The organism is Bradyrhizobium sp. SZCCHNS3052 (assembly GCF_032484495.1).
Classification (GTDB): Bacteria; Pseudomonadota; Alphaproteobacteria; order Rhizobiales; family Xanthobacteraceae; genus Bradyrhizobium.
The window spans coordinates 249,018-274,912 of the sequence record NZ_JAUETB010000009.1; the positions used below are offsets into that span (position 1 = coordinate 249,018).

Genomic DNA, 25,895 nt, shown 5'->3' on the forward strand with positions numbered 1-25,895 from the left:
CTCCTAGGTCGATGGGGTTGTTGCGGTTGCGGAAGCCGGCGCGCGCGACTGGCCGAGATAGGCGCGCTGGATGTCGGGATTGTTCTTCATCTCGGGCGCCGGCCCCTCGCCGGCATTGCGTCCCTGCTCGATCAGGTAGACGCGGTCGGCGATGTCGAGGCTGGCGCGGGCGTTCTGCTCGACCATCAGGATGCCGACGCCGTCGCCGCGGATCGTTCTCAGCGCCCGGAACACCTCGCGGCTCAAGAGCGGCGACAGGCCGAGCGACGGCTCGTCGAGCAGCAGCAGGTCGGGCCGCGACATCAGCGCGCGGCCGATCGCGACCATCTGCTGCTCGCCGCCGCTCATGGTGCGCACCGCCTGCCCCATGCGCTCGGTGAGGCGCGGAAACAGCGCGAGCACGTGCGCCAGCCGCGCGGCCTCGCCGTCGCGGGCGCGCGAAGGATAAGCGCCGAGCTGGAGGTTCTCGGCGACGGTGAGATCGCCGAACACGCCGCGGCCTTCCGGCACCAGCGCGATGCCGCGCTCGACGATCAGATGCGGCGCGAGCGAGCCGATGTCCGTCCCGCCGAGCCGGATCACGGCTCCGGGCGACGGCTGGATCAGTCCCGCGATCGCCTTCAGCAACGTCGACTTGCCGGCGCCATTGGCACCGAGGATGGCGACGATTTCGCCGCGCGCGACCTCGAGCGCGACATCGGTGAGCGCCTGGTGCTTGCCATAGGCGTGCGACAGCCGCTTGATCTCAAGCATCGGGCTCTCCGAGATAGGCTGTGATCACCGCGGGATCGGCGAGCACCTCGTCCGGCGTGCCGCGCGCGATCACGACGCCCGCGCTCATGACCACGCAGCGGTCGCACAGCGCGCGGATCGCATCCATCACATGCTCGACCATCACGATGGTGATGCCGCGGTCGCGCAGCGAGGCGATCAGCCTGATGCCGGTCTCCAGCTCGGTCGGATTGAGCCCAGCCAGCCATTCGTCGAGCAGCACAAGACGCGGATGCAGCGCCAGCGCGCGGGCGAGCTCCAGCCGCTTCTGGTCGATGTAAGTGAGATCGCCCGCCGGCATCTCCGCCATGCCATCGAGGCCGACCAGGGCGAGCAGCTCATGGATCGATTCTGCGGCCGCACCGGTCTGGCGCATGCGGAACAACGCCGCCGCCGCGACATTCTCGGCGACCGTCAGGTCCGGCATCACCCGCACCAACTGGAAGGTGCGGGCAAGCCCGAGCCGGGCGATCCGGTGCGCCGCGAGGCCGCTGATGACGGTGTCGCCGAAGCGGATCGTGCCGGCCGAGGGCACGAGCGCGCCCGAGAGCATGTTGAGCAGCGTCGTCTTGCCCGAGCCGTTGGGGCCGATGACGCCGAGGATCTCGCCGGCGCGGACGTCCAGGCTGACCTTGTCGACGGCGCGCAGGCCGCCGAAGGATTTGCCGACAGTCTCGGCCGTGAGCAGGGTTCCGCCCTGCTCCGGTTTGGCGCCGACCACCTTGGACTCGCGCCGCCCGACCCGATCGACCAACCCGATCACGCCCCTCGGGAGCACCATCACGATGCCGATGAAGATGAGGCCGAGCACGATGCTGAAATGGTTGGGCAGCGCGGCTGTCAGCACCTCGAACAGCAGCACAAGCGGGATGACGCCGAGCACCGGGCCGATCAGCGAGCCGGCACCGCCGAGCAGCGCCATGATCACGACCTGGAACGAGATCATCGGGTTGAACGCGATCGCCGGATCGATATAGGTCCAGCGCGGCGCCATGATCGCGCCGGTCACCGACATGAACACCGCGCTGAGGATGAAGACCCCGAGCTTCACCGCGGTCGCATCGATGCCGGAATGGCGCGCGGCGGTCTCGTCGGCGCCGATCGCGCGCAGCGCGAGGCCATAGCGCGAGCGCGTCAGCAGAAAGCCGGCGAGGAAGACCAGCGCCGTCAGCGCGCAGAGTTGCCAGTATAGCATCTCCTGGGTGATGTCGCTGAACAGATAGCGGCCGACCGATTTGTGGATGTTGACCTCGTACCAGATCACGAGCTGGCGGATCAGCTCGGCCAGGCCGAACGAGAAGATGATGAAGTAGATGCCGGACAGCCGCAGCGTCGACAGGCCGGTGATGGCCGCGACGACAGCGCCGACACCCGCGGCGGTCATCAGTTGCAGCGGCCAGCTCAGCGTCTCGCCGGTCACCGCCGCCGTATAGGCGCCGATGCCGAAGAACGCAGCCGTCGCCAGCGAGACGTAGCGGGTCGGCCCGGAGAACATGGCCCAGGCGGTTGCCAGCACGGTGAAATAGAGAATGCTGATGCCGAGCGCGAGATAGTAGCCGTTGGCATAGAGCGGCAGCGTGACCGCCGCGGCAACGCCGACGAGCCCGATGCACCAGGCCAGAATCTTGCCGGGGCTGATCACGACGCCGCCTTTCCGAACAGTCCGGTCGGCCGGATCAGCAGCACGGCGAGAAACATCGCAAACGTCGCGGCCAAGGTCAGCCCGGGATCGACCAGCCGCGCCACCGCGGTCTCGACGACGCCGAGCAGCAGCCCTGCGGCCAGCGCGCCCATGACGTTGCCGACGCCGCCCATGATCACGACCACCAGCGCCTTCATCGTGAATACGACGCCCATCGAGGCGTTGAAGGTGAGGAACATGCTGACCAGCACGCCGCCGGCCGCGACCAGTCCACCACCGAACGCAAACGCCAGTCCTGCGAGCCAAGCGACATCAATGCCGACCAGCCGCGCGGCATTGGCATCGACCGCGACGGCGCGCACGGCCGTGCCGATCCTTGTCCGCGTCAGCGCGAGATAGACGCCGGTGCCGATCAGTGCGGCGAAACCAAGCGCGACCAGCCGGTTCACCGCGAGCGTCGAGCCGAGCACTGTCACGGGAATGGAGAGATAGCTGTAGCTGTAATACTGCCCGCCGAAAGCGACCAGCATGATGCCCTGGATCACGAACAGCACGCCGAAGGTGACGAGGATGCTGTCGACCTCCTGGGCGCCGGCGTCCTTGCCGCGGCGGATCAGGCGCTGCAGCAACAGCCTGTAGAGCAGCCAGTTCAGCAGTCCCGCGGCGGGCATCGCGAGCAGCAGCGCCAGCAGCGGACTCAGTTGCAGCCCGGAATAGAGCGACAGCGTGCCGAACGCGGCCGCGACCAGCGACTCGCCATAGGACAGGTTCATGATGCGCGCCACGCCATATTGCAGCGTCAGGCCGAGCGCGATCAGGGCATACATGCCCCCCAGCACCAGACCGGGCAGCAGGATGTCGAACAGCAGCATGGGATGGTGCCTCTTGCGCGAGGCCCGCGGACGCGCGCGCCTTGACGCGCGTCCGCAAGCTCACGACCTCGTTCCGGCTATTTCCACTCGGGCTTCGGCACGACCGCGGCGCGTGCGCCGGGCAGCGAGGCCGGCGCCACGGCGTAGAACTCGCCGTTCTGCCACTGGCCGACGCTCCAGACCTCCTGCAGCAGGCCGTCCTTCAGCTTCACCTTGCCGATGATGGTGTCGAAAGAGCCCTCGCGGATCTCCTTGGCGACCGCGGCACGGTCGACCTTGCCGACCTTCTCGATCGCCTGCTGCAGCACCTGCAGGCTGGTATAGGTGATCGGGCTCGCCCAGCGATCCGGCTCCTGCCCGGTCGCCGCCTTGTGGCGGGCGAGATAGTCCTTGAGCGCGGGGGAGTCGGCGTTCCAGCCGCCGATGCCCATCACGCCGTCGCTGCCTGCGCCGAACTTGCCCTTGAACAGCGGGAACGCCGTGCCGACGCCGACATAGAAGACCTTCGGATTGTACTTGAGCAGTTGCGCCTGCTCGGTCAGCCCGATCGTATCCGGCGGATAGCTGAAGGCGACGAAGGCATCGGCTTTGCTCGCGATCGCATCCTTGAGCAGCGGCTGCAGGTCCTGCGAGCCCATCGGATAGGTCTTGTCGTAGGCGACGGTCAGTCCGGCCTTCTTGAAGGCCTCGCGCCCGGCGGCGGCCAGCTCGATGCCGAACTGGTCGGCCACGCTGACCATCGCGACGGTGCCGCCGATCTTGCCCTCGCTCTTCAGCTTGCCGAGCAGTTCGGCGAGCCCATTGGAGATCTGCGCCGACGTGCCGAGCCAGAAGGTGGCATTGGCCCAGCGCTTGGCGAGCTCTGGCGCCTTGTCGGTCACCGACGTCACAGCGAGATGCGGATAGCCGAGCCGGTTCAAGGTCGGACCGACCGCAAGGTTGAGACCGGTGCCCCAGGGCGGCAGGATGAAGTCGACCTTGTCCTGGTTGGCGAGGCGCTCGATCGCCTTCACCGCCTCTTCGGACGAGCTGCGGTCGTCATATTCGACGATCTCGATCGGCAGCCGCTTGTCGCCGAGCTTGATGCCGCCGGCCGCGTTCACGTCCTTCACCCAGAGCTGATAGTTGGGCAGCGTGGTGATGCCGGCGCCGCCGGCATAGGGGCCGGTCTTCGAGATCGCATAACCGATGCGGATCTTGTCCTGCTGGGCCTGGGCGGCCGATACGGCAAAGCCGGCTGCGATCGCCGCCCCCGCGATCCGCAACACCTGACGACGGTTGGTCGAAGTCATCTCTCTGTCCTCCTCCCATGTTCACGCGCGCGGACCGCGCGGGTGAATCGGTGACGTTCCTCTGCCCCGGCGTCGTCCGCGGTTTTTGTTTGCGGTCGTCGGGACTTGACGAGGGAAACACCGCAGGCTTGGGTGGCGCAATGGACAGTTCCGGTAAAAGAGTGCACTTTTCTGGGGTGACGACCGCGCGTAATGCCGCGCCTCGGACGCTGCCGCCGGCGGCCCGTGGCACCCCGGCAGCGCTCGGGGCCGAAGCCATCCCCTCGCATTTCGAGGCACGGCGCTGGGCCCTGCGCTCGGATGCCGCGCGGCCGTTCGTCCACCTGCTCTGCCTGACCGCCGGAACGGCCTCGGTGCGCTTCGCCGAAGACGAAATCCAGATCTGGGCCGGTGCGGCGCTGGTCTGGGTACCGGCGGGAGGGGCCGAGCATCTCGACGTCGCGGCAGGTTCCGCCGGGCATCTCCTGCGGCTGCGCTCCGGGCTCTGGCACCGTCACCTGCCCTCCTCGGCCGAGCCCGCCTATCTCGACCTCGCAGGCACCGAGGCCGTCCTGGCCTTCTCCGTCACGGCTGAGTTCGCCGCGGTCATAGGGCGCTCGATGGCGGCGATTGCAGCCGAGATCGAAAATCCCTCACGGCGCGGCGCGGCCTCGATCATGTCATCGGAGCTGACCCTGTGCGTGCTGCGCTTCTGGCGGCTGTTTGCCGACGAGAGCGCCGGCGAGGCACAAGGCTCCAGCGCCGAGATCCTGAGCCGCTTTCGCCGGCTCGTCGAGGAACGCTTTCATCAGCAGTTGCGGGTCGCCGACTACGCTGCGCTGCTCGGCGTCACGCCGGATCGCCTGCACGCGCTGTGCACCCGGGTGCTGCAGCGGTCACCGAGCGCGCTGATTCAGCAGCGCGTCATTCAGGAGGCGGCGACCCGGCTCGAAACCACCACCGCGACGATCAAGCAGATCGCCTTCGCGCTCGGCTTCAAGGACAGCGCCTATTTCAACCGCTTCTTCGTCAGGCACACCGGTCAATCACCGGGCGCCTGGCGCAAGGGTGTTTCGTCGCAGCGGACCAAAGGCCAGTCACGGACCATGCTCAACTTCGCCGACTGGCCGTGACGGCGCGGCGCAGCCAAATGCCTCGGTCGTCCTCTTTGTCAGTCCAGGACGACGTGTCAGCGTCGGACCAGCAAATCCCGAGTTCGCACGGGCGGCGCAACCCTGGATGCTCAATGCGCCGGGAAACTGATTTCCGCTGCGCGATCAAGCTGATTTGGCCTGTCCAGTCCCCGCGCCGAAAATATTTCTCTTTCGTTTTTTCGGAAATCATGGTTCTATTCCCACATCCCGTCTCGAGATGAGGGGCGTATCGCGGTCGTCACGAGACGCGAGGCGGGGAGCGGTGGGCGTGGTGGATTGCAGCGCGGGTTGCTCGCGCCGACGAACAATTCGCCACGCACGGTCAAGTCGCGCGGTCCTGATATCCCGATGCTGATATCAACTCACGTTGAGGCTTCGCTTCGCGTGGGGATGGTGGCCAGAAAGCCCGGCGCACCAGGGAGAACGCGAAGCAGCCGTTCAGCCATCGCGCAGGGAGGGCCGGGTTTCCGGCTGACCTGTGGTACCTGCCGCCTGCATTTTTTTCGCAGGCGGGCCACGGGCCTCAGTCGAGGTCCGGCTCTCCCTGCGCCCTCACGCTTCGCGAGGGCTTCACGATGCATCACCCGGACGGGTCGCTCGCCGCGGGATGGCGCGATCACGCGCGCCTGTCCGCAGGGGAGGCAACCTGATGTTTCACATTGATGTCAAATCGTCGCAGGCTTGAACGGTCCCGCCAGCATCGAGGACACCCGGGGGAGCCGTCCGATATCGTCCCCGCTCCCCGGAGCCATCGCGAGTATGGCGGCACCGTTGCTACCCTGCCACGAATGCGCTATGAGTTGAGTATGATCAGCCGGTCCTGGTCGCACGCGAAATGCCAGTACCGCAAACCGATGCTTCGCGCTCGGCGCGCGACGTCGGTCGATACGGGCGCCGCGATCGCGCCCGCATCGCCAGCTCCGCGCTTCGCGCTCATTCGCATTCCGTAGCCGTGTCCGGGAGCCCGAACGCAGATGGATTGTGAAACCTGTGGCCGGCCCAATCCACCGGGCTCGGATGTCTGCGGCGGGTGTGGCGGGGTGTTGCGACAACCGTCATCCGATACGACGACGAGTTCGCGCCTGCTTGGCATGCATCGCGCCGAGCGGCGGCAGGTGACGGCGCTGATCTGCGATCTCGTCGGCTCCGTCTCGCTCACCGTCAGGCTCGATCCGGAAGATATGACCAGCGTCATCGACGCCTTCCTGACGACCTGCGAAAACGTCATCGGCCGCCATGGCGGCGCCATCACGCAATATGCCGGCGACGGCGTGCTCGCTTATTTCGGCTATCCGCGTGCGGGGGAAGACGATGCGGCCACCGCGATCCGCGCCGCCATCGCGCTGCGCGACGCCGTCGGCCGGCTCGATGCCCCGCAAGGCCAGCCACTGCGTCTGCGCATCGGCATTGCCACCGGCCTCGTCGTGGTCAGCGACCTCATGCCCCGCGCCGACGGCCGCCCGGTCGACATCGTCGGCGAGACGCCGAATCTCGCGGCGCGGCTGCAATCGATCGCCGCCCCCGACAGCATCGTCGTGGCCCGGACGACCGAGCGCATCGCGCGCGGCATGTTCGACTTCCGCGATCTCGGCACGTTCGCGCTGAAGGGATTCGCCGCACCGGTCGAGGCGTTCGAGGTGCTGGAAGAGGCCGCCGTCGCGAGCCGTTTCCACGCCCGCATTCGCGGCGAAAGCTCCCCCCTGGTCGGGCGCGACCAGGAGCTGGCGCGTCTGTTCGATTGCTGGGCGGCGGCGCGGTTCGGCAGCGGACAGGTGGTGCTGCTCCATGGCGAGCCGGGCATCGGCAAGTCGCGGCTGGTCGAGGAGCTGCGGCGGCGCGTGGCCGACGTCTCCCAGCTGCAGATGATCTGGCACTGCAGCCCCACCCGTTGTGACAGCGTGCTGTATCCGATCTCGGAACAGCTCGCGCTCATCGCCGGCTTCGACCGCACCGACGGCGCAGCGACGCGTCGCGACAAGCTCGATCGCTTCATGAACGCGCACGGCCTCACCGACACCACCGCGCGCGCCGTGCTCGCCGACGTCCTTGGCGTCGCGCCCGAACCGGACAATCCGCTGCAGACGATGACCGTCGAGAAGCGCTCGGAGGTCACTCGGGAGACGCTGCTCCGGCTGATCGACATGATGGTGCCGACCGGGCCCGCGCTGCTGGTGCTGGAAGACGCGCATTGGAGCGACACGACCACGCTCGAACTGCTCGATCGGGCGATCCAGCGCGCCGCACAACGCCGCTGGCTGATCGTGGTCACGGCCCGGCTCGAATATGAGCCGCCCTGGGCCGCGAGCCCGAAAGTCACGCGGCTCCCGCTCGGGCGATTGAGTCACGGCGACGCCGAGCGGATCTGCACCCATGTGGCCGCTTCGGCCGCGCTGCCCGCAGCGACGCTACGCCAGATCGTCAGCCGTGGCGAAGGCATTCCGCTGTTCCTGGAAGAGCTGGCGAAGTACGTCGTCGAAGCCTCCGCGGCGCCCGCACGGGACGGCCATGCGAGCGTGGCCATTCCCGCCTCGCTGCAGGACTCCCTGGTTGCGCGGCTCGACCGATTGGGGCCGGCGCGCCGGATTGCCAATCTCGGTGCCGCCATCGGCCGCCGCTTCAGCTACGATCTGTTGTCGGCCATCGTGGCGGAGCCCGAAGCCAGGCTCGGCGAGAGCCTGGATCAGCTCGTCAAGTCCGGCCTCGTGGAGAGCAGCGGCGCACCGCCCGACAGCCTCTACACGTTCAAGCACGCGTTGATCCGCGACGCCGCCTACGAGTCCCTGCTCCGGCGCGAACGCCAGACATTGCACGGCAGGATCGCCGCGGTGCTGCGCGATCGCTTTCCCGAGACGCGGGACACCGAGCCGGAGTTGCTGGCCTACCATTTCACCGAGAGTGGCGCGATCGCCGAAGCCATCCCGCTATGGGCGGACGCGGGCCGGCGCGCCGCCTCGCGCGCCGCGCATGTCGAAGCGGCGCGACATCTGCAGACGGCGCTCGACCTGCTGCGTCATCAATCCGCCGACGGCGAGCGCGCCGACTTGGAGCTCGAGCTCCTGATCGGGCTTGCCGTCAGCCTCGCTGCCTCGCGCGGCTACACCGTGCCCGAGGTCGGCAAGGCGCTGTCCGAGGCACGGGCGATTTGCGACGCACTCGGCAACACCGCCGGCCTGTTCGCCGTGCTGCGCGGCATCTGCAGTTTCCTGATCATCGCGGGCGATCTCGATGGTGCCGAGGAGATGGCGCATCTTTGCCTGGGAATCGGCGAGCAGACCGGCCTTCCCGAGCATCGCATCGAGAGCGGCGTTGCGTTGGGCTACATTCTCTTCGCCAGAGGCGACCTCCCCGCCGCGCGCCGGCTGCTGGCCGCCGCGGTGCAGCTCTATCAGGCGTCGGACGGCGCGCGGCTACCGCAACTGTCCTCCCAGGATCCGCTGGTCGCCGGCCAGGCCTCGCTGCTGCAGGTGCTGCATGCGATGGGCGACGATGCCGGCGCGGCCGCCGTCGCCAGCGATCTCATCGCGCATGCGCGCCGGCTCGGACGTCCGTTCGACCTCGCCTGGGCGCTGTCGTGGCTCGCCTTCTATCAGCTCGCACGCGGCGACTACGAGGATGTCCTCCTCGCCACCGAGGAGGCCCTGCGCATCTGCCGTGACCATGGCTATCCGCTCTATCAGCTGGTGGCGGGCAGCCTGCAGGCGCATGCCCGCGGCCATCTCGGCAGGACTCCAGACGAGGCGCTGGCGGCGGCATCTGAGGCGTTGCCGGCGTTCCAGACGCTCGGCATGATGCATTTCTCCTGCTTCTATCTCGGCGAGGTCGCCGGTCTGCAACTGATCGTCGGCAAGACGGCCGAGGCGATGCAGACGATCGACGCGGCGATCGACGCCGCGCGGCGCTATGGCGACGGCTATTTCCTGTCGCCGCTGCATCGGCGGCGCGCCGAGATCCTGGCCGCCCTCCCCGACACCGCACCCGGCCAGGTGACGGCCGCGCTACGCGAGGCCGTCGCGGTCGCCGAGGCGCAGGGCGCGTCGGCGTTCCTGCGCCGGGCGGCGGCGCGGCTCGCCGCCATCGACGATGACGCGCCGAGGCGACAATCGGCGTGACGACCTGCTCAGGCCACGGGGCTGGCCCTGGCGACGGTGAAATCGATCTCGGCCCAGATGCGCGTGGTCGCGGTCAGCACGAGCTTGCCGTCGACGGGCGTGCCGAGCCCGAGATCGCGAATGAACGGCAGGCTATCGAGCGCGCTCATCTCGATCGACCAGTTGCCCGACTGCAATTGCCAGCTGCGCAGCCCCGTCAGGTCAAGCGCGCCGTTCAACAGCGTCTTGTAGCTCGCCGCGGTGAGACTGTCCGCCGACCGCGCCTGCTTGAGATAGAACACGGGGATCGGCAGGCCCCAGACGCCGCCCAGGAACGACGCCATGCCCGGCCCGGTCGTGAGCTGCTTCATTCGCTCTTGGTCGGCCCCGGCACAGAGCTGCCGGAATGCATCCGCCGGAGAGGCCGCCGCGGTCGGGGTCGATCCCGCCGTGCCTTCGATTCGGATGATGCGCTGCTGGGAGGCCTGGGCCTCCGGCCCGTAGCTGGCAATCGCCAGTCCCGAGACGTCGAACGCATCGTTCGATGGCGCGCTGGCGGGCTGGGCGATCGTCGCGTGATATTTGGGAAAGCCCCAGACCTCCTGCCCCGCAACGACCGACCAGGCATTGTCGACGAACAGATAGGCCGGCACGAAGCCGATCGTTTTCGGCAGCACCGCGCCGCGCTCATAGCTGCCGACCAGGAGCCACAGCCCGACATCGGTCTCGGACATCGTGCCCTGCTCCGCGAAGGGCGGCGTGGCCGCCTGGCTCTTGCGCACCTGGATGACGTTGACGAAGGCCATGTCCAGCATCACGCGGAACTGGTCGCGGCCCGCGACGCGGTTGAAGGAGCGGTCGAGGAATCGCTGGCAGGCGCCGAGGTCGGCCGGCACGGCGAAGCCGTAAAAGGTGGAGTCGTTGCAGATATAGGGCGCTGGCGGAAGCGTGATCCATCCGGCGTAGTTGACGTAGGCGTTGGTGATGTACGGCTCGGGGCTGGTCGAGACGATCGGAATGTAGACGCCGGACAGCGCCGAGGCGGCGGCAAGGCCGGACATCGCCGCGACCTCCACGCATCCGGCGTTGATCTCGGGCACACGGGTCCAGTCGCCGGCGAGGAAGAGATTGTCGTAGCCGGACTTGCCGGGCTCCATGCGATGCCGCAGCGTGCCCGGCAGGCTCAGCACATAGCGCTCGCTCGGATTGATGTTGGCACGCCAGAACTGGAAGTCGAGCCGCGCCGATCCGCTGATGTCGCTCGGCGCGTGCAGGAGATCCCAGCGGAACGTGCTGCCGCTGCCGATGTTGGTCCACAGCGTATCGAGCCAGGACGTCATCCAGTCCTTGGATGCGTTCTTCACATAGTCCGCGGCAAGCTGCTCGTCGTTCGGCGCGCTGTCGTCACTCATGATGGCGCAGTAATAAGCGATCGAACGTGGCCCCGGCGCCGGCCAGTCCTCGGCCGGCAGCAATTGCGACATGTCGGAATAGGTGTCGAGCGGCGGCTTGCAGGTGGTGACGATCGGTCCCATCGTCTCGAGCGACGGTCCAGGCGCCACATAGGGACCTCCGAGATCTCCGACCGCGCAGTCGAGCCAGAGTTGCAGCGCCATCGTGCGCACGGTGGGGAGATTGCCAACCATGTCGGCCCAGGCCGGCTTCTGCTGCATCAATGGCCGGCAGATCTCATCGAGCGCGCCGACCGAGATGCCGAGGACCACCTGGTCGAAATCCTCGCCGAGCTGCAGGCTGAGCCGGGCCGCCGGGGGCGGCTGCGGCGGGTTGGGGGGACCATAGGCGTTCTCGAAATTGTAGCCCTTCAGCGCGTAGTACTCGCCGTTCTCGATCTCCTGCCATTTGGGCTCGGACGGCCAGCACCAGTAGTCCTTCACCAGGACCAGCGGATCATATCTGCCATCGACGAACTCGACCTGCTTGTCGATGTGGATGGTCGCGATGTTGCTACCGTCCTTGGTCGGCTCGAGACTCGTGACCTTGTGAAAGAACTTGAAGTTCACGCCGCGCCGCGCCAGGAGCTGGTAGATCGGCGTGCAGATCGTATCCCCCATTCCGACGACGGATTTATAGAAGAACGCCCCCTTGTAGGTGAAGAACAGCCGCAGCAGTCCCTGAACGGCCGAGCAGGCCGACACCTGCTGCTGCGACGGCTCGCGGGAGCCGTTGCGAAAGGCGAAGATGTATTCGTAGAGAGCGGTCACGATGGCGTTGTTGGCGGCCTCTTCATCCTGCTGCGCCAGAAAGCTGCGGAATTCGTATCTGTCGAGAACCTCCAGCCCGTCCGTCAGGCAGTCGTTCTCGATGATGCCGAGCAGCATGCAGATGCCGAGATTGGCGAGGATCAACAGCCGGCGCAGGCCTTCCTCGAGGCCGTCGATCGTCTGGTGCTCCTTGACGATGCCGCGGAACGCATGGAGCAGCGCCGCCATGTCGCCCTGGGCATCGCGGCGCATCGCTTCGACGTCACTGTGCAGCTTCTCGCCGACGCGGTGGGCCAGCAGCAGCAGCGGATGGCCCTTGCCATCAGGCGAGACGGCCGCCAGCCGGGCCCGCCGCTCGGCGGGCATGGCGGCGATCGCCTTCGCCAGCTCGGCATTCTGGTCGCCTGGCCAGTCCTCGAGATAGTAGTTCAGGTTGAAGATGATGCTCGCGATGGTCCGCAGCAGCAGGGTCGAGAGCGGTGGCACGATGTTGTCGGCGGGCGCCCACAGGCTATCCCTGCCGGGATAGACCGATTCATCGACATCCGGCTGAAACCAGAACGGCCAGGGCAGCCATTGTCCGTCGGTATACTCGGCGTAGAAGATCTCGTTCTGCCGCTTGAACGCGTCATCGATCGTCCTGATCGGATCGTTCGGCGGTGCATCGAGTGCCTTCAGCGCGGCACGCAGGATGGTGAAGGCATTCTCGTAGAAGCCGGCCCAGATATGCAGTCCGTGCTCCTCGATGCGCTGGCCCTGCTTGGCGTTGCGTCCGCTGGCGGTCTTGCCCCCGAGACGCCAACCGAGCTGATAGAGAGTGATCTCGTAGCGCTCGCCGCGCGGATCGATCTCGCTCAAGGCGAAGGCCGCGCTCAACGCGCCGATGCCGCCGCCCAATATCGCCACGCGGGTCTTTGTTGCTGCCATGTCGATGATCCCCTGACCTCGGACGTTCTCGCCCGGGCGAGCCGGAACGACGTCGTCCATCGGCGCACGGGTCCGCGATCCGCGCGGCCCGTGCGGTTGAATGACATTCGGTACTATGGGTTTACAAAATCGGCGCCACGCCCAGTTCAATCCGCGTGGCGATGCAATGAGGATGCATCGAATACCTATCACAATCTCCACGCGATCATCAAGCGGGCGCATCGTCGACATCGCGTCAGGCGAAGACGAGGCCGCCGCATCGTTCCCACCGGCTACGTCGTCGTCTCAACTTTTACGAGAAGAAGGACAGGCTGCCACCGCTTAAAGACAGCGCCCCGATCGCGACGCTGCCGTCGATCACGTCAGATCGGAATGCACGTCGCCGGGCCCGTCGAGAAACAGCGGCAGCCGCACGACGATGCGGGCGCCGCGCGGCGCGTCGGTGATCGCGATGCTGCCGCGATGGGCCTCCACCAGCGTCCGCACCACCGCCAGTCCGAGCCCGGCTCCGCCGGTGCCGCGATTGCGCGACGTGTCCAGGCGCGTGAACGGCTCCAGCATGGCCTTGCGCTGGTCGCGGGGAATCCCCGGCCCTTCGTCGTCGACCGTCAGCACGGCGTGCTCCGGCTGGCGTTGCAGCGAGACATGCGCCGCCTCGCCATATTTGAGCGCGTTGTCGATGATGTTGGCGACGATACGACGCAGCGCGACGCGGTCGCCCAGCATCAGCTGCTCGCGCCCGTCGCCTGCATGGTCGAAGCGCACCCGCGCCTGATGCGCGCGGCGATCCTCGACCTCCGCGCGCACCAGTTCGTCGAAGGCAACGAGCTCCTGCGGCAGTTCGCCGGCACCCGCCCGGCTCGCAAGCAGCGCGTCGTCGAGCAGGCGGATCATGTCGGAGATATCGATCACGGCGCGCTGCCGCTCGGCGTCATCCGGGATCTGGTCGACGCGCAGCCGCAGCCGCGTGGCAAAGGTGCGAACGTCGTGAGCAATGCCGCCGACCAGCGCCATGCGCGCCTGCATCAGATCGGCAAGCCGGTCCTGCAGTCGCCCGAACGCCGTCACCACGGCGCGAACCTCGGGCGCATTGCGGCGAACGTCCGGCAGCGGCACCGCCGCCCCGCCGGGGTCGACCCGGTCGACGGCGGCCGCCAAGCGCGCCAGCGGCCGCGTCTCACGCTGCATGATCAGGAGCGCAAACAGCGCGACCAGCGTACCGAACAGGCCCGCGCCGAAGCCGATCGGCAGCCCCTGCTGGGTCAGCACCAGCGACGCGCGCGAGTCCACGACGAGAACATCGCCGCCGTTCAGGCCAATGCGAAACTCCAGGGCATTCTGCGGCGTCCGCGCGAGCCTGGGCAACCACCGTCCCTCCGGCTCCGGCACGAAGGTGATTGTCAGCGGGCGCGCACCGAGCGCACCGGCATAGGCGTCGCGCAATCCGGACCGGACCGGCGCGGGCTCGGTGCGCGGAAGGCGGACCGCCGCGTCGGGTCCGACCAGCCGGACCTCGAAGCGGTCAGAGGACACGGCATCGACGACCCTGCCCCGCTCAGCCCCGGGTGTTCGTTCGATCAGTTCGGCGAGCGCGGCCAGCCGCGTCGGCGGCGGCGTCGCGCCTTCGAGGTCCGCGGTCCGGGCGCGGTAGAATCGCGCCAGGGTGACGATCCAGATCGCGAGCAGACCAATGATGACGATGAGGCCGATACGCATCGCAAGCGTCAGCCGCATCATCACGCCACCGGCCTCACCGTCGCCGTGAACAGGTATCCGCCGTTGCGGACGGTGGTGATCAGGTTCGTTCCCGGGCTTGCGGCATCGAGCTTGCGCCGCAGCCGCGAGATCAGCATGTCGACGGTGCGGTCGAACGGCTCGGCGGAGCGGCCGCGCGTCCAGTCCAGGATCTGGTCGCGGCTCAACACCCGCCGTGGCCGCTGCACGAAGCAGGCGAGCAGGTCGAACTCCGCCGAGGTCAGCTGGATCGGCGCGGCCTGCGCATCCACGATCTCGATGCTGCGGGCATCGACGTCGAGTACGAACCGGTCGAAACCGAAACGCCGGCTCGCGTCACGCGGTGGGCTCGCCTGGGTGCGCCGCAGCAGCGCCCGAACGCGGGCCAATAGCTCGCGCGGCCCGAACGGCTTGACCATGTAATCATCGGCGCCGAGCTCCAGCCCGACCACGCGATCGATCTCGTCGCTCTTGGCCGACAGCATCAGGATGGGAATGTCGTCGCTCTGCCGCAGCCGGCGGCAGATCGAAAGCCCGTCCTCTCCCGGCAGCATCAGGTCGAGAATGATGAGATCGGGCCGCAGCCGCCGCAGCACGGCATCCATCGCCGGCGCCGTGGCGGCGACCTCGATCTCGAACCCTTCCCGGCGCATGAAATCGCTGACGAGCCGGCTGATCTCCGGGTCGTCCTCCACCATCAAAAGCGTGGCCGCAGGCATGCTCATCGCCAGGACTGATGCCCAAAACCCGTAGCTTGGCAATGGGCCGGGAGCGACTGTTACAAGCCGTTACGCGGCAGCCAAATACCGGTATGCGGCCGACCGCGGCGCCGGCATTGGCCGGCCGAGAAGGCCGCCGCAGGCGCAAGGCATGTCCTGCACGCCGGCGACATTTAATTTTGCAGAGCCACTTGCTGAGCAAAATCAGATTTAATATAAATTAAATCGCGCGGCACTCCCAGATCATTTAATGGTTATAAAACAAGATCCTCGTTCTCGCAGGCAAACCGGGCGGCTCTGACGTCCGAAGCGCAACTGAAAAGCCCCACAAACATGCTGCACAATCCCAACGCGAGCACGGTTACCTACCCCTCCCCACAGGAGCAAGGTTGGGAACGTAGCGGACCCGGACCGTTCGACATGGCGCTGGGATTCCTGCGCCGGCACTATCTGGTGATTGCGATCACCACCGTGCTTTCGCTCCTGGCGAGCTTCGCCCTGCTGAAAATCCTGCCGCCCACCTACTCGGCCGACGTCAAGATCATGCTGGGCACCACCTCGAAGGCCGCAGTCGTCCAGCCGCAACCGCCCGTTCAGGACGAGCCGCCGCTCGACATGGAATCGCAGATCGAGATTCTCAAATCGAAGTCGATCGCGACAGCGGTCATCGACAAGCTCAATCTGGCGGACGATCCCGACTTCAACGGCAAAGCCAGCCCGCTGCATGGTGCGGTTGATGCGGTTCGCCGCCTCGTGGGTTCGGCGCCGCAGCCGAACGCGCCCTCGATGGACGATCTCCTCGACGAATTCCAGCGCAGAATGAACGCCTTCAGAATTGGCACGAGCACGGTCGTCGAGGTCGATTTCAGCGCCAGCGACCCCAATCGGGCGGCGATGATCGCCAACGCCATCGTCAAGGAGTATTTCGATCAGCAGTTGAAGGCGGACGCGAACGAGCACCGCACAATCACCGCCTGGCTTCACGACCGCCTGCAGGATCTCGGCAACGACGCGACCGCGACCGAACGTTCCGTGAACGAGCTGAAAAGCCGGTACAACATCGTCTCGGCCGACGGCAGGTTCATGGACCAGCAGCAGGTCACCGAGCTCACCAACCGTCTGGTGGCAGTGCGCACGCGTACCGCCTCGCTGATGACCCGGCTCAATCGGTTCGACGACATGCTCGCGACGAGCAGTGCCGATATGACGATCGACCGCGTAGCCGCGGTCTCCGACTTCTCCCCGGCAGAGCTCAGCGGCAATGTCAATCCGCCCGACGGTCTCTCCTTGAGCAATTCGAACAGCACGCTCATCATCAACAGCTTGCGTCAGCAATACCTCGATAACGCCAAGCGCGAGTACGAGTATTCCGCCAAATATGGCAAGGATCATATCGCGGTCGTCAATATTCGCGCGACGATGAAGAGCATCCGCCAGGCCATCGTCGACGAGGTGCGGCGCCTTGCCGACGTCGCCAAGCACGATTACGAGGAGTCCAAGCAGCAGCAGCAGGAGATCGAGAAGCAGCTGGCACAGGCCGTTGTCCGGTCGCAGGATACCAGGGCGGCCGAGCTCAGCCTCCGCGAGCTGGAGACCAGCGCCAAGAGCTATCGCACGCTCTACGACACCTTTCTTCAGCGCTACATGGGCTCAGTCCAGCAGGGCTCCTTCCCGATTGCGAAGGCGCGGGTGATCTCAGCGGCCACGCCGCCGAAGAAGAAGATCAAGCCAAAGTCCATCGTGCTGATGGCGCTCGGCCTGTTCGGGGGCCTGGCGCTCGGCGGCGGCCTCGGCCTGCTCGCAGAAGTCAAGGACCGCAGCTTTCGGACGACCGACCAGGTCGAGGATCGCCTGCGCCTGCCCTGCCTCTCGGTCGTCCCTCTGCTCAAACGAGGCGAGGTCGACCGGTTCACCAAGAAAGCGACGGTCAACGCCGTTTCCAAGGTCGAACCCGATTCCAGCCCGCGAATGGTGACGAGAGGCCCCGGGACCTGCTGGGCCGCATCCGCCATGCCCACATCGCGCTTCGCCGAATCCATCCGCTCGTTGAAAGTCGCCATCGACCAGGATCCAAGCCCGACGTCGCGGAAGGTCTTCGGACTGACGTCCGCCCTGCCCAACGAAGGCAAGTCGATCATCGCCGCGTCGCTGGCTCAGCTCATCGCAAATTCAGGCAAGCGTGTGATCGTGGTCGATTGCGACCTCAGGAATCCGTCGCTTTCCGCCATGCTGGCCCCCGATGCCAGCACTGGGATCGCCGACATCGTCCTGGGAGGATGCCAGCTCGCAGACGCAGTCTGGACCGACCCGCTGACGCGCCTGGATTTCCTGCCGGGAACGGGTGCCACGCAGCGCGACACCAGTGACATCCTCGGCAACGAGCAGATGCGCAAGCTGTTCGAGCAGCTGCGGGCAGCCTATGACTACGTCATCGTCGATCTTCCGCCGCTCGCTCCCGTTGTCGACGCGCGCGCCATCTCCGCGCTGCTCGACAGCTTCGTCCTCGTCGTGGAATGGGGGCGCACGCCGGCCGAGGTGGTCGAGCACGCGCTGAACACGGCACCCAACGTCTACGATGCTCTGTTCGGCGTCGTGCTCAACAAGACGAACATGAAGGCGCTGAAGCGCTACGCCAATCATTTCGGCGACTACTACAACCACAAATATTACGCCCGTTACGGGAGCGTGATGGCCGAGTAGGTCGATCAGCGCGCGCCGGCCGGTGCGCGCCATAGGCCGCGGCCGGCAACGGAAATCGATCGACGGTCAGCGCTGGTGCTCGGGGCGAATGGAGGGATGGGCGATGCCGGCACGCTCCAGAGCGCTGCGGACATAGACGCCCGAGAGATAGCCCACCTGGACTGCAATCAGACCGGCGCCGGCATAGAGCGCGGCCGGCAGCCCGCTGATGATCGACGCCGCGATGCACTCCATGAAGACGATCGCGGCGAGCGCCAGCAGCGTGCGAACCGTGAACATCGTCCCGGCAACCACCCCGGCTGTAAAATGAAGCGCGATCACCCACATCAGTTCATGCCTCCTCGGGCGTTTCGAGAGGCTAGCGGCCATTGGTTAGCGATGAGCTAAGCCGCCCGGGAGGATTCGAACAAGCGCATCAGGGCAACACTTTCAGGCGAAAGATGCGGCTACGGCCCGCTGAGCGGGTGCAGCATTGTCTGGCGGTTCAGCCAGTGCGCCCGGTAGAGCCAAAGCACCGCGGTGACCAGGACGACATCGAACAGGCCCATCACGGTCTGGCCGTAAACCTGCGGGTGGACGCCGCCCAGGAGGAGCGCGAGCTTGACCGATTGCCGCACCACCTCCGACCCGAGGAACGCGATCAGCGAATTCTGGCCGACGTTGAGGATGAGCGCGACCGCCGGCGATCGCCGGGTGCGCGCGAACACCGCCCACAGCAGCGCCAACAGCAGCGGCAATGTCCAAAGCAGGTTGAGGAGCTTGTCGAACCGATAGGGGTATTTTTCGCCGTTGCTGGGAAAGCCGAGGCTGTAATCGAGCAGCAGCCCGAAGGTGAAGATCCCCGCCAGCGCCGTATAGAACGCGGGTCCGATCAAGCGGTTGGACCGATGGAGATCTCCGAGCCAGATACCGATCACGAAGAACATCTGCGCCTGGAGCGAGAACAGCAACAGAATGATGGCGGGACTCTCGAGCTTGGCTGCCGTGCTCGTGTTGCTGAACCAGGTGGAGGCCACGAAGATCGCAGCCGACGACGCGAGCACCAGGAGCCTGCCGCGCTTGAACATCGGCAGGATCACCGGCAGCAGCAGGAACATCAGCCCGTAGAACTTGAGGATTGTGATGGCGGTCGGCTCGGACTGAAACGTCAGCACGTCGAAAATCGCCTGCCCCACCGGCTCTCGCTTGTTCCCCAGAACAGCCATGCCGACCGCGACCGGCACCGAGATGACGAAATAGGCGGCGAGCACCTTCAAGCCGCGGGCGAGGAGCTCTCCGTGCCTCTCCTTGTGCAGATAGACGTACCCGACCATGAACCCCGAGATCACGACGAACAGTTCGGCGAAGGGGTTGAATTTCGTGAACAGATCGACGGAGTCCGGAAAGACGTTGGCCGTGTGATGATAGAATACGAACAACATCGCGCAGCTTCGATAGAAGTCGATCAGAAGCTCGCGCCTCTTCTGGCCTGCTGCGCTCACCGCTCAATCTCCGAATACACGTCGCTCCATGGGCGACGGTCAGCCGATGGGCGCCGGTCGGACTGACGGCTCAGGCAATCCTTCGCAACGCGGGCAAGCGTCGCGGCGGCGATCATCGAACCACCGACTGCTGAAGCCGTGATGCGACCGATGACAGGCCTCCCCCTCTCATTGCTGGTCCAGACCGCCGAAGCGGAAGATGCGGGCCATCAGCGGCGAAACGCCCACGAAGGTCGCGGTACAGCCCTGGGCTTCCAATTGCTTCCTCAGCATCAGCAGCAATCCGAGGAAGCGCGCATCCATGGCGCAGACGTTCGAGAAATCGATCGTGACCGGCTTGCGGGACGCCGAAGCGGCGCGGAACACCGGAATGGCCCGGTCTACGTGACGCGCATCGGCGGGCCCCGACAGGCTGAGCGTGACCGCGCGCGTCCCATAGTCCTGCGTGATGGTCAGCGCCTCACCCCGCTCATGCGTGCGGCGCATCCACCAGGTCCACACCACGAACGGCAACACGTGGGTGAGCATGAGGCCGAGCATCGCCGTGCCATCGTTCCAATAGCGGCGCCAGAGATAGGGCTCCTCCTTGATGCGCCACAGCCACTCGAAGCCTGATTGGCGCAGGATCGCCGGTGCGCGCTTCACCGTGCCGGCCTGGAAGTTGAGCGCGGCGCCGAGGTGGGCGCGAACTGGAATCTCGAGGCACTCATGATTGCGCTGCAGCCATGATTGTCCCTTCACGCTGCTGAGCGAGGCAACCAGGAAGTCCGCCCCGCTGGCATTGATCTCGTCGATGATGTGATCCCGGCTCAACTCCTCGGCCGACAAATAGCCGGGGTTCAACCAGCCCACGCACTGCAATCCCGCCGACTGGCCGTTCAGCGTCCGGGCGGCCCGTTCGGCGGCCCCCTCCGGGCCACCGAAAAGAAAGAGCTTCAGCGCGTTTGCCGGCGCGGCCTCCGACTTCAGCGCGTCGAAGATATCGGCGCCGGCCGTCCGGCTCTTGATCGGAATCCCAAGCAGCCTAGCGATCCAGACCACCGGCATGCCGTCCACCGTGCAAAGATCGCTCAGGATCAGCGACTCCCTGAAGCTCCTGTTCGACTGGCTGGCGACCAGGAAGTTGAGATTGGGAGTCGAGATGAGAAGCCGGGTCCTGCGTCGGGCAGCGTCGCGGATGCGGCGCAGTACGCCGCGCATGCCGATGGCATCGACCGGTATTCCGAGGACGCAATAGACGTCGCGCGCGAGGTCGTCGGGAATCGCGGCGTCGGCCAGGGCGGCAGCATCGACCTCCGGCCGATCGCGACCCGCCCCGGAGCGCCCCACGCGATAAAGGGGGGATCCCGGCTCCTGCAATTCATGCGTGGTCAGCATCCGCCGCTCTCCCTCAATCTGCCCGCCGCACGAGGATTCCGGGTTGCGGATCCCTGCCGCACCTCCCCGACCGAATAACGTGCGACCCAAAAGCCACTATTTAATTTTAAATCATACCATTTATTTAATACGGTTTATTTGTAAATGCCAGGGCAGATTTGCGGCGCGGCTGCAGCAATACCTTCCCGGCGCACGTCGAAGTCCTTTTATTTAATTGCATCTCCGGATAATGTTCACGGACGGTATTCCCGGCGGCTGCCGGGGCCACGCCGTTCGAATATCCGGGTGAGATCGATGCCGAGAATTTCAGCGACGACGTCGATGTCGGCCGGGCCGCGCGCCTCCGCGGGGACGTTCGATGTCTGTGCGCTGATTCCGGTCCTCGCCTTCGCCTACTCGTCCCTCATTCAGCCGCTGATCTATTTTGGCTTCCCGCCATCGCCCGGGCTCCAGGGCCTGCTCGAGAGCCGGATCGAGAACCGGATCTTCTGGCCTGTCCTCGCGGCCATCGCCATCGTCGTTGCGATGCAACGCCTCGCCCGCGGCGAGCGGCTTGCCGCTGCGCCCAACATCATCAGTCTCTGCGTCTATTTTGGATTGGCCGGCGCCAGCATCGCGTGGGCATTCAAACCCGAATTCGCCTTCGTCCGTTTCGTCCAGGAAGCGATGGTCCTCACCGCCATCGTGCTGCCCGCCCTGCTATCGAGGCCGAGCGCCGACATCCTGCGCGGCGTGTTCCTCTGCTTTGCAGCAGGGGTGATCCTCAATGTTCTGCTGATCCCCGGCGGCTACGCGACCTACGCGCAGTACGGCAACGCGCTGGTCGACATCGGTTACCAGGGCTACTTCTCGGGCAAGAACCTGCTGGGCGAGTTTGCCGCCATTGCGTTCCTGCTCTCGGTTCACGAGTTGCTCTATCCCGGAACGCGCCGCGCGCTCGGGATCGTCGTTGCCGTCGGTGCCATCGTCCTGATCTTCTTCTCGAGCTCGAAGACCGCGCTCGGCCTCGCTCTGGTCGCCCCGATCCTGGCCATCCTGACGCTGGCGCTTGCGAGAACGCTGCGGGTTGCACCGCTTCTGATCCTGGTGGCGATCATCCTCGGCTACTTCGTGGTCGGCGAGCTCGCGGGCTTCACGACCAGCCGCATCGCCTATCTGCTGACGGGTGATTCCAGCTTCACCGGCCGAACCACCATATGGGCCTTCTCTAACTTGGAGATCGCGAAGAGGCCGCTCCTGGGATGGGGCTATCAGAGCTTCTGGCTGGTCGGTGCCGACGCACCAAGCATCACCGATGCACCCGGCTGGGTGAAGGCCATGCCGAACTCCCACAACGGCTACTACGATGCGATGCTGGAACTTGGCTATGTCGGATTTGCCTTTCTCCTCGTGTTTCTGGCGGCCACCGTTCACGTCATCGGCCGCGTGATGAAGCACGACTACAAGCGGGCGTGGATCCTGCTGTCCGTCGCGCTGTTCGTCATGCTCTATAACCTGCTCGAAACCCTGTGGCTGCGCGCGTTCGACGTGACCTGGGTGGTATTCGTGCTCGTCACGGTCGAGGCCGCGCGATACTGGCGGAGGTCGCAACAGAGCATGCCCGCCGCTCAGCCGGCGAACAGGCGGTCGGCTCGTTGGAGCCGTACACGGCCGGCTTGGCGGCCACGGCTCGGCGTCCGCACCTGACGGGAGGCCCGTTGAAGCGTCACGCCAGCGCTATTGCGTTGATCCCGGCGCCGCCGCGAATGGCGCGCCCGCATCGAATCTCGCCTTGGCCGGTAACGTATGCAGCTTGGTATCCCCGGTTGGGTCCACCCAGGGCCACGGATGACTGCCGAAAAAGCCGGGCTTGGCTCTCAGATACAGCGACGCCGGCAGCGGCTGCGCCGCGAGAGCGTCCGTCCAGACCACCTTGCCGGTGAGATAGTCGAAATTGCCGCCGCGGATCACCGTGGCCAGCGTCTTCGGATCAGGCGCCATGGTCCATCGCTCCGGGTCGTAGCCAAGCACCCAGACGTTGCCGACACCGCCCTGCCCCCAAACCGCCGTTCCGGCCCGCATCGATGGATCGTCGTAGCTCCAACCGCTCATGCGTCCAGGTTGGCCCAGCACATTGCCGGCGAACGAATCCCACCACGAGCCATAGGCGAGACCGACGGCTCGAACGCCCGAACGATCGACGAAGCGCTGGCGTTGGCCGGTGAGATGGTTGCGGAAGAAGGTCAGATAGATCGCGTTGCCATGGGTGTAGTCGCTGTCGGCATTGTGGGACAGATTGCCTTCGAACAGGACGTGATGGGCGCCGGCCATGTGCGACGCGTTGATGCCGACCTCGACCCAGCCGGGATTGTCGAAATCGAACGAGTCGTCGGCATAATTGTAGCCGACGACGCTGCCGGCGCCGGACGACCGGAACACCATGTTCTTGCAGACGTCGACGAGGATGTTGTTCTCGATCAGGACCTCCGAGGAGCCCGTCGCCAGGCTGATCGCGTATCCGGCGCCGCCCGGCTGCGGCCACGAGCCGGCGTGGATGTAGGAGTCGCGGAGCTCGACCCGGAACGAATTGTCGATCGCCACGCCCTCGCCGAGCCATTGCGTCACCTCGACGGATCTGGCCCAGGAATAAGCAGCGGCTTCGAACCGCAACGCGCCGTCCGCCCCGCCGACGATGCTCAGATCTTCGACGCCCACCTTGGCAACGTGGATGTCGCGATTGTTGGCGGCGTGGCGACCGCTGTTCGGGTCGGTGCTATAAGGCGTGAGCTGCGCTTGGTGATCCCGGCGATAGCTGATCGTGAGCGGCGAGGTGAATGTCACCGTGCTGCCGGTCACCGAGGCGATCTCCTTGATCTCGGCGGTCGCCCGGTCGGTCCGGGCAAACCACGACATCGACTTCGGCAACACGCCGGGAGCCTGGTCATAGGGACCTCCGGCATTGGCACCGGCATTGTCGTCGCCCGGCTGAACCGGATAGTGCATGTTCCAGGCGACGCGGTCGCCTTGCCAGACCTTCGCTCCCGCTGGAAAACCCGCCGGCGTCGCCTGCCACGATGCGCCTGAGACCTCGTCGAGCAGAACGAAATCGCCCGGCTTCAAGGCCGCGGCACTGGCGAGGGCGACGGTCGACGTCCCCTGATCGCCGTCCGCCAACAGGTCCTGCGACGCGCTGCTGTCGGGGCCATTGTTCCAGCGCGAAGGTCCGACGATGATGACAGGCTTGGCGTCGTAGCTGTACGAGCTCGGGTCGACCGGCGTCAGGATTCCCTTGGTGCCGGCAATCACGACCGGCGTTCGTGCCCGCGCACCGTTGGTTTTCACCAGCCTGGTCGCGCCTGCGCCGGCGCCGCGCAGCGTCACTGGCCGGCTGATCAGGAGCGGCTCGTTGACGATGAACGTCCCGGGGCCGAGCATCACCACCTGGCCGGCGGGTGCAGCGGTCAAGGCAGCCTGAATCGCGCTGCTGTCGTCTCTCCCACTCGGAGACAGCGTGCGGTAAATGATGGTCCGGTTCGGAATACCGCCGGCTGACATCAGCCCGGGATTCCAGGCGGCGAGACGCTCCACCGGCAGCAGATTGCCGGCCAGTGACGGCCCGGTGGACGCGGTCGGCTCGGCGGCCGCGGCAACGCCGCGAAGGAACAGCAGGGCAAGCGCTGCCGTGAACAGCGCCCGGATGCAGGCGGCGTCGATCCGGCGCGTCACGCGCGCGACCGGCCGGAACGAAGCCTGGGTGCAGCCGGGGATCACGAGGCCGATGTCATCCATGGGAACCTCTCGCAGGACCGGTCACACAGCCAAAACGGGCGCCGATTTAAAAACACCATGACTTTGACACGCGCCATGACATAATATTAATTCACGATTTAATTTATTGAAAGGCGGCCGGCGACGCCCTGCTCGGCAGAGCTTCGTCCCAATCTTCCGCCTTCGGCAAGGGATTTGATACGTGACGCCATCGCGCCGCTACCTGCTCATCTCGCCCTGCCGGGACGAGGCCCAATATCTCCGCCGGACTCTCGACAGCGTCGCTGCGCAATCGGTGCCGCCGGCGCTGTGGATCGTGGTGGATGACGGATCGACCGATGACACCCCGGCCATTCTCGACGAGTACGCCCAGCGCCTGCCCTATCTGCGCGTGATCCGCCGCGCCGACCGCGGCGGACGCAAGGTCGGACCCGGCGTGATCGAGGCATTCTATGCCGGCCTGGAGAGCGTGCGGCTGGAGGATTTCGACTATCTCTGCAAGCTCGACATGGACCTCGATCTGCCCGCGCGCTACTTCGAGCTGCTGATGGAGCGGATGGAGAGCGATCCGCGGGTCGGGACCACCTCGGGCAAGCCGTGGTTCGTCCACCCGCAGACCGGCGCCTTGGAGCCGGAGGTCTGCGGCGACGAGATGTCGGTCGGGATGACCAAGTTCTACCGCGTCGCCTGCTTCCAGGAGATCGGCGGCTTCGTGCGCCAGGTCATGTGGGACGGCATCGACTGCCACCGCTGCCGCATGCTCGGCTGGATCGCCGAGAGCATCGACACCGAAGCGCTGCGCTTCATCCATTTGCGGCCGCAGGGCGCCAGTCACAAGGGCATCTGGACCGGACGGCTGCGCAAGGGTTTCGGCCAGTACTTCATGGGAACGTCGCCGCTGTATCAGCTCGCGGTGGCGGTCTATCACCTGCCGGCCTATCCCGCCCTGATCGGCAGCACCGCGATGCTGTGGGGCTATTTCCGGAGCTGGCTGACGGGCCTGCCGCGCTACGACGATCTCGAATTCCGCCGCTTCCTCCGCGCCTATCAGCATGCCTGCCTGCGCCTGGGCAAGCGCGCCGCCACGGCCCGGATCAACGCGGAGCGGGCCCAACTCTGGCGCGCCAGCCACGCCGCGGCCGACACGCGATGACGCTCGGCGGCCGATCGCCGCGGCATTGACACGACGA

General features: G+C 66.1%; 16 protein-coding genes. 5 read left to right on the plus strand and 11 right to left on the minus strand.

Annotated elements, in window-relative coordinates; all coding sequences use genetic code 11:
- Window positions 1–3: 3 nt before the first annotated feature.
- The 4 genes from QX073_RS25130 to QX073_RS25145 form a co-directional block, all read right to left on the minus strand.
- Window positions 4–753: an ABC transporter ATP-binding protein gene (locus QX073_RS25130; protein ID WP_315717418.1), complete on the minus strand. Its 750-nt coding sequence runs from the start codon at window positions 751–753 to the stop codon at window positions 4–6.
- Window positions 746–2,413 (minus strand): branched-chain amino acid ABC transporter ATP-binding protein/permease, encoded by a 1,668-nt coding sequence (locus QX073_RS25135; protein WP_316226554.1) that lies wholly within the window; start codon window positions 2,411–2,413, stop codon window positions 746–748. Before QX073_RS25135 ends, QX073_RS25130 begins: the two co-directional genes overlap by 8 nt.
- Window positions 2,410–3,285, minus strand: coding sequence for a branched-chain amino acid ABC transporter permease (locus tag QX073_RS25140; RefSeq protein WP_315752511.1), 876 nt, complete (start codon window positions 3,283–3,285; stop codon window positions 2,410–2,412). Before QX073_RS25140 ends, QX073_RS25135 begins: the two co-directional genes overlap by 4 nt.
- A gap of 77 nt (window positions 3,286–3,362) precedes the next feature.
- Window positions 3,363–4,577 carry an amino acid ABC transporter substrate-binding protein gene (locus tag QX073_RS25145; RefSeq protein ID WP_316202734.1) on the minus strand — a complete coding sequence of 405 codons (1,215 nt, stop codon included), beginning with the start codon at window positions 4,575–4,577 and terminating at the stop codon, window positions 3,363–3,365.
- 17 nt (window positions 4,578–4,594) lie between these two features.
- On the opposite strand from QX073_RS25145, the gene QX073_RS25150 reads away from it, so the two are divergent.
- Together QX073_RS25150 and QX073_RS25155 are read left to right on the plus strand one after the other, a co-directional pair.
- Window positions 4,595–5,689 (plus strand): helix-turn-helix domain-containing protein, encoded by a 1,095-nt coding sequence (locus QX073_RS25150; protein WP_316226555.1) that lies wholly within the window; start codon window positions 4,595–4,597, stop codon window positions 5,687–5,689.
- Between the two features lie 1,061 nt (window positions 5,690–6,750).
- Complete coding sequence (locus QX073_RS25155) at window positions 6,751–9,819, plus strand: ATP-binding protein (protein ID WP_316226556.1); 3,069 nt, start codon at window positions 6,751–6,753, stop codon at window positions 9,817–9,819.
- 8 nt (window positions 9,820–9,827) lie between these two features.
- Here QX073_RS25155 and QX073_RS25160 read toward each other — a convergent pair whose 3' ends face one another.
- From QX073_RS25160 to QX073_RS25170, 3 genes are all read right to left on the minus strand, one after another.
- Window positions 9,828–12,947 carry an NAD(P)-binding protein gene (locus QX073_RS25160; protein WP_316226557.1) on the minus strand — a complete coding sequence of 1,040 codons (3,120 nt, stop codon included), beginning with the start codon at window positions 12,945–12,947 and terminating at the stop codon, window positions 9,828–9,830.
- A 357-nt stretch (window positions 12,948–13,304) separates the two neighbouring features.
- Window positions 13,305–14,681, minus strand: coding sequence for an ATP-binding protein (locus QX073_RS25165; RefSeq protein WP_316226558.1), 1,377 nt, complete (start codon window positions 14,679–14,681; stop codon window positions 13,305–13,307).
- 2 nt (window positions 14,682–14,683) lie between these two features.
- Window positions 14,684–15,406, minus strand: a complete 723-nt coding sequence (locus tag QX073_RS25170) for a response regulator transcription factor (protein WP_315752505.1) — start codon at window positions 15,404–15,406, stop codon at window positions 14,684–14,686.
- A gap of 414 nt (window positions 15,407–15,820) precedes the next feature.
- Between QX073_RS25170 and QX073_RS25175 the strand changes: the two genes are divergently transcribed.
- Window positions 15,821–18,100: a polysaccharide biosynthesis tyrosine autokinase gene (locus tag QX073_RS25175; protein ID WP_316170932.1), complete on the plus strand. Its 2,280-nt coding sequence runs from the start codon at window positions 15,821–15,823 to the stop codon at window positions 18,098–18,100.
- A 66-nt stretch (window positions 18,101–18,166) separates the two neighbouring features.
- On the opposite strand, the gene QX073_RS25180 is transcribed toward QX073_RS25175, so the two are convergent.
- From QX073_RS25180 to QX073_RS25190, 3 genes are all read right to left on the minus strand, one after another.
- A complete protein-coding gene (locus QX073_RS25180; RefSeq protein ID WP_315827765.1) occupies window positions 18,167–18,427 on the minus strand; it encodes a hypothetical protein in 261 nt (86 codons plus the stop codon).
- 119 nt (window positions 18,428–18,546) lie between these two features.
- Window positions 18,547–19,581, minus strand: a complete 1,035-nt coding sequence (gene opgC, locus QX073_RS25185) for an OpgC domain-containing protein (protein WP_316226559.1) — start codon at window positions 19,579–19,581, stop codon at window positions 18,547–18,549.
- 168 nt (window positions 19,582–19,749) lie between these two features.
- Window positions 19,750–20,958 carry a WecB/TagA/CpsF family glycosyltransferase gene (locus QX073_RS25190; RefSeq protein WP_315752503.1) on the minus strand — a complete coding sequence of 403 codons (1,209 nt, stop codon included), beginning with the start codon at window positions 20,956–20,958 and terminating at the stop codon, window positions 19,750–19,752.
- A gap of 144 nt (window positions 20,959–21,102) precedes the next feature.
- Between QX073_RS25190 and QX073_RS25195 the strand changes: the two genes are divergently transcribed.
- Window positions 21,103–22,644, plus strand: coding sequence for an O-antigen ligase family protein (locus QX073_RS25195; protein WP_315827762.1), 1,542 nt, complete (start codon window positions 21,103–21,105; stop codon window positions 22,642–22,644).
- A gap of 30 nt (window positions 22,645–22,674) precedes the next feature.
- Here QX073_RS25195 and QX073_RS25200 read toward each other — a convergent pair whose 3' ends face one another.
- Window positions 22,675–24,726: a glycosyl hydrolase family 28-related protein gene (locus tag QX073_RS25200; protein ID WP_316226560.1), complete on the minus strand. Its 2,052-nt coding sequence runs from the start codon at window positions 24,724–24,726 to the stop codon at window positions 22,675–22,677.
- A gap of 181 nt (window positions 24,727–24,907) precedes the next feature.
- Here QX073_RS25200 and QX073_RS25205 point away from each other — a divergent pair, with 181 nt between their 5' ends.
- Complete coding sequence (locus QX073_RS25205; RefSeq protein ID WP_315717403.1) at window positions 24,908–25,858, plus strand: glycosyltransferase; 951 nt, start codon at window positions 24,908–24,910, stop codon at window positions 25,856–25,858.
- Window positions 25,859–25,895 lie beyond the last annotated feature (37 nt).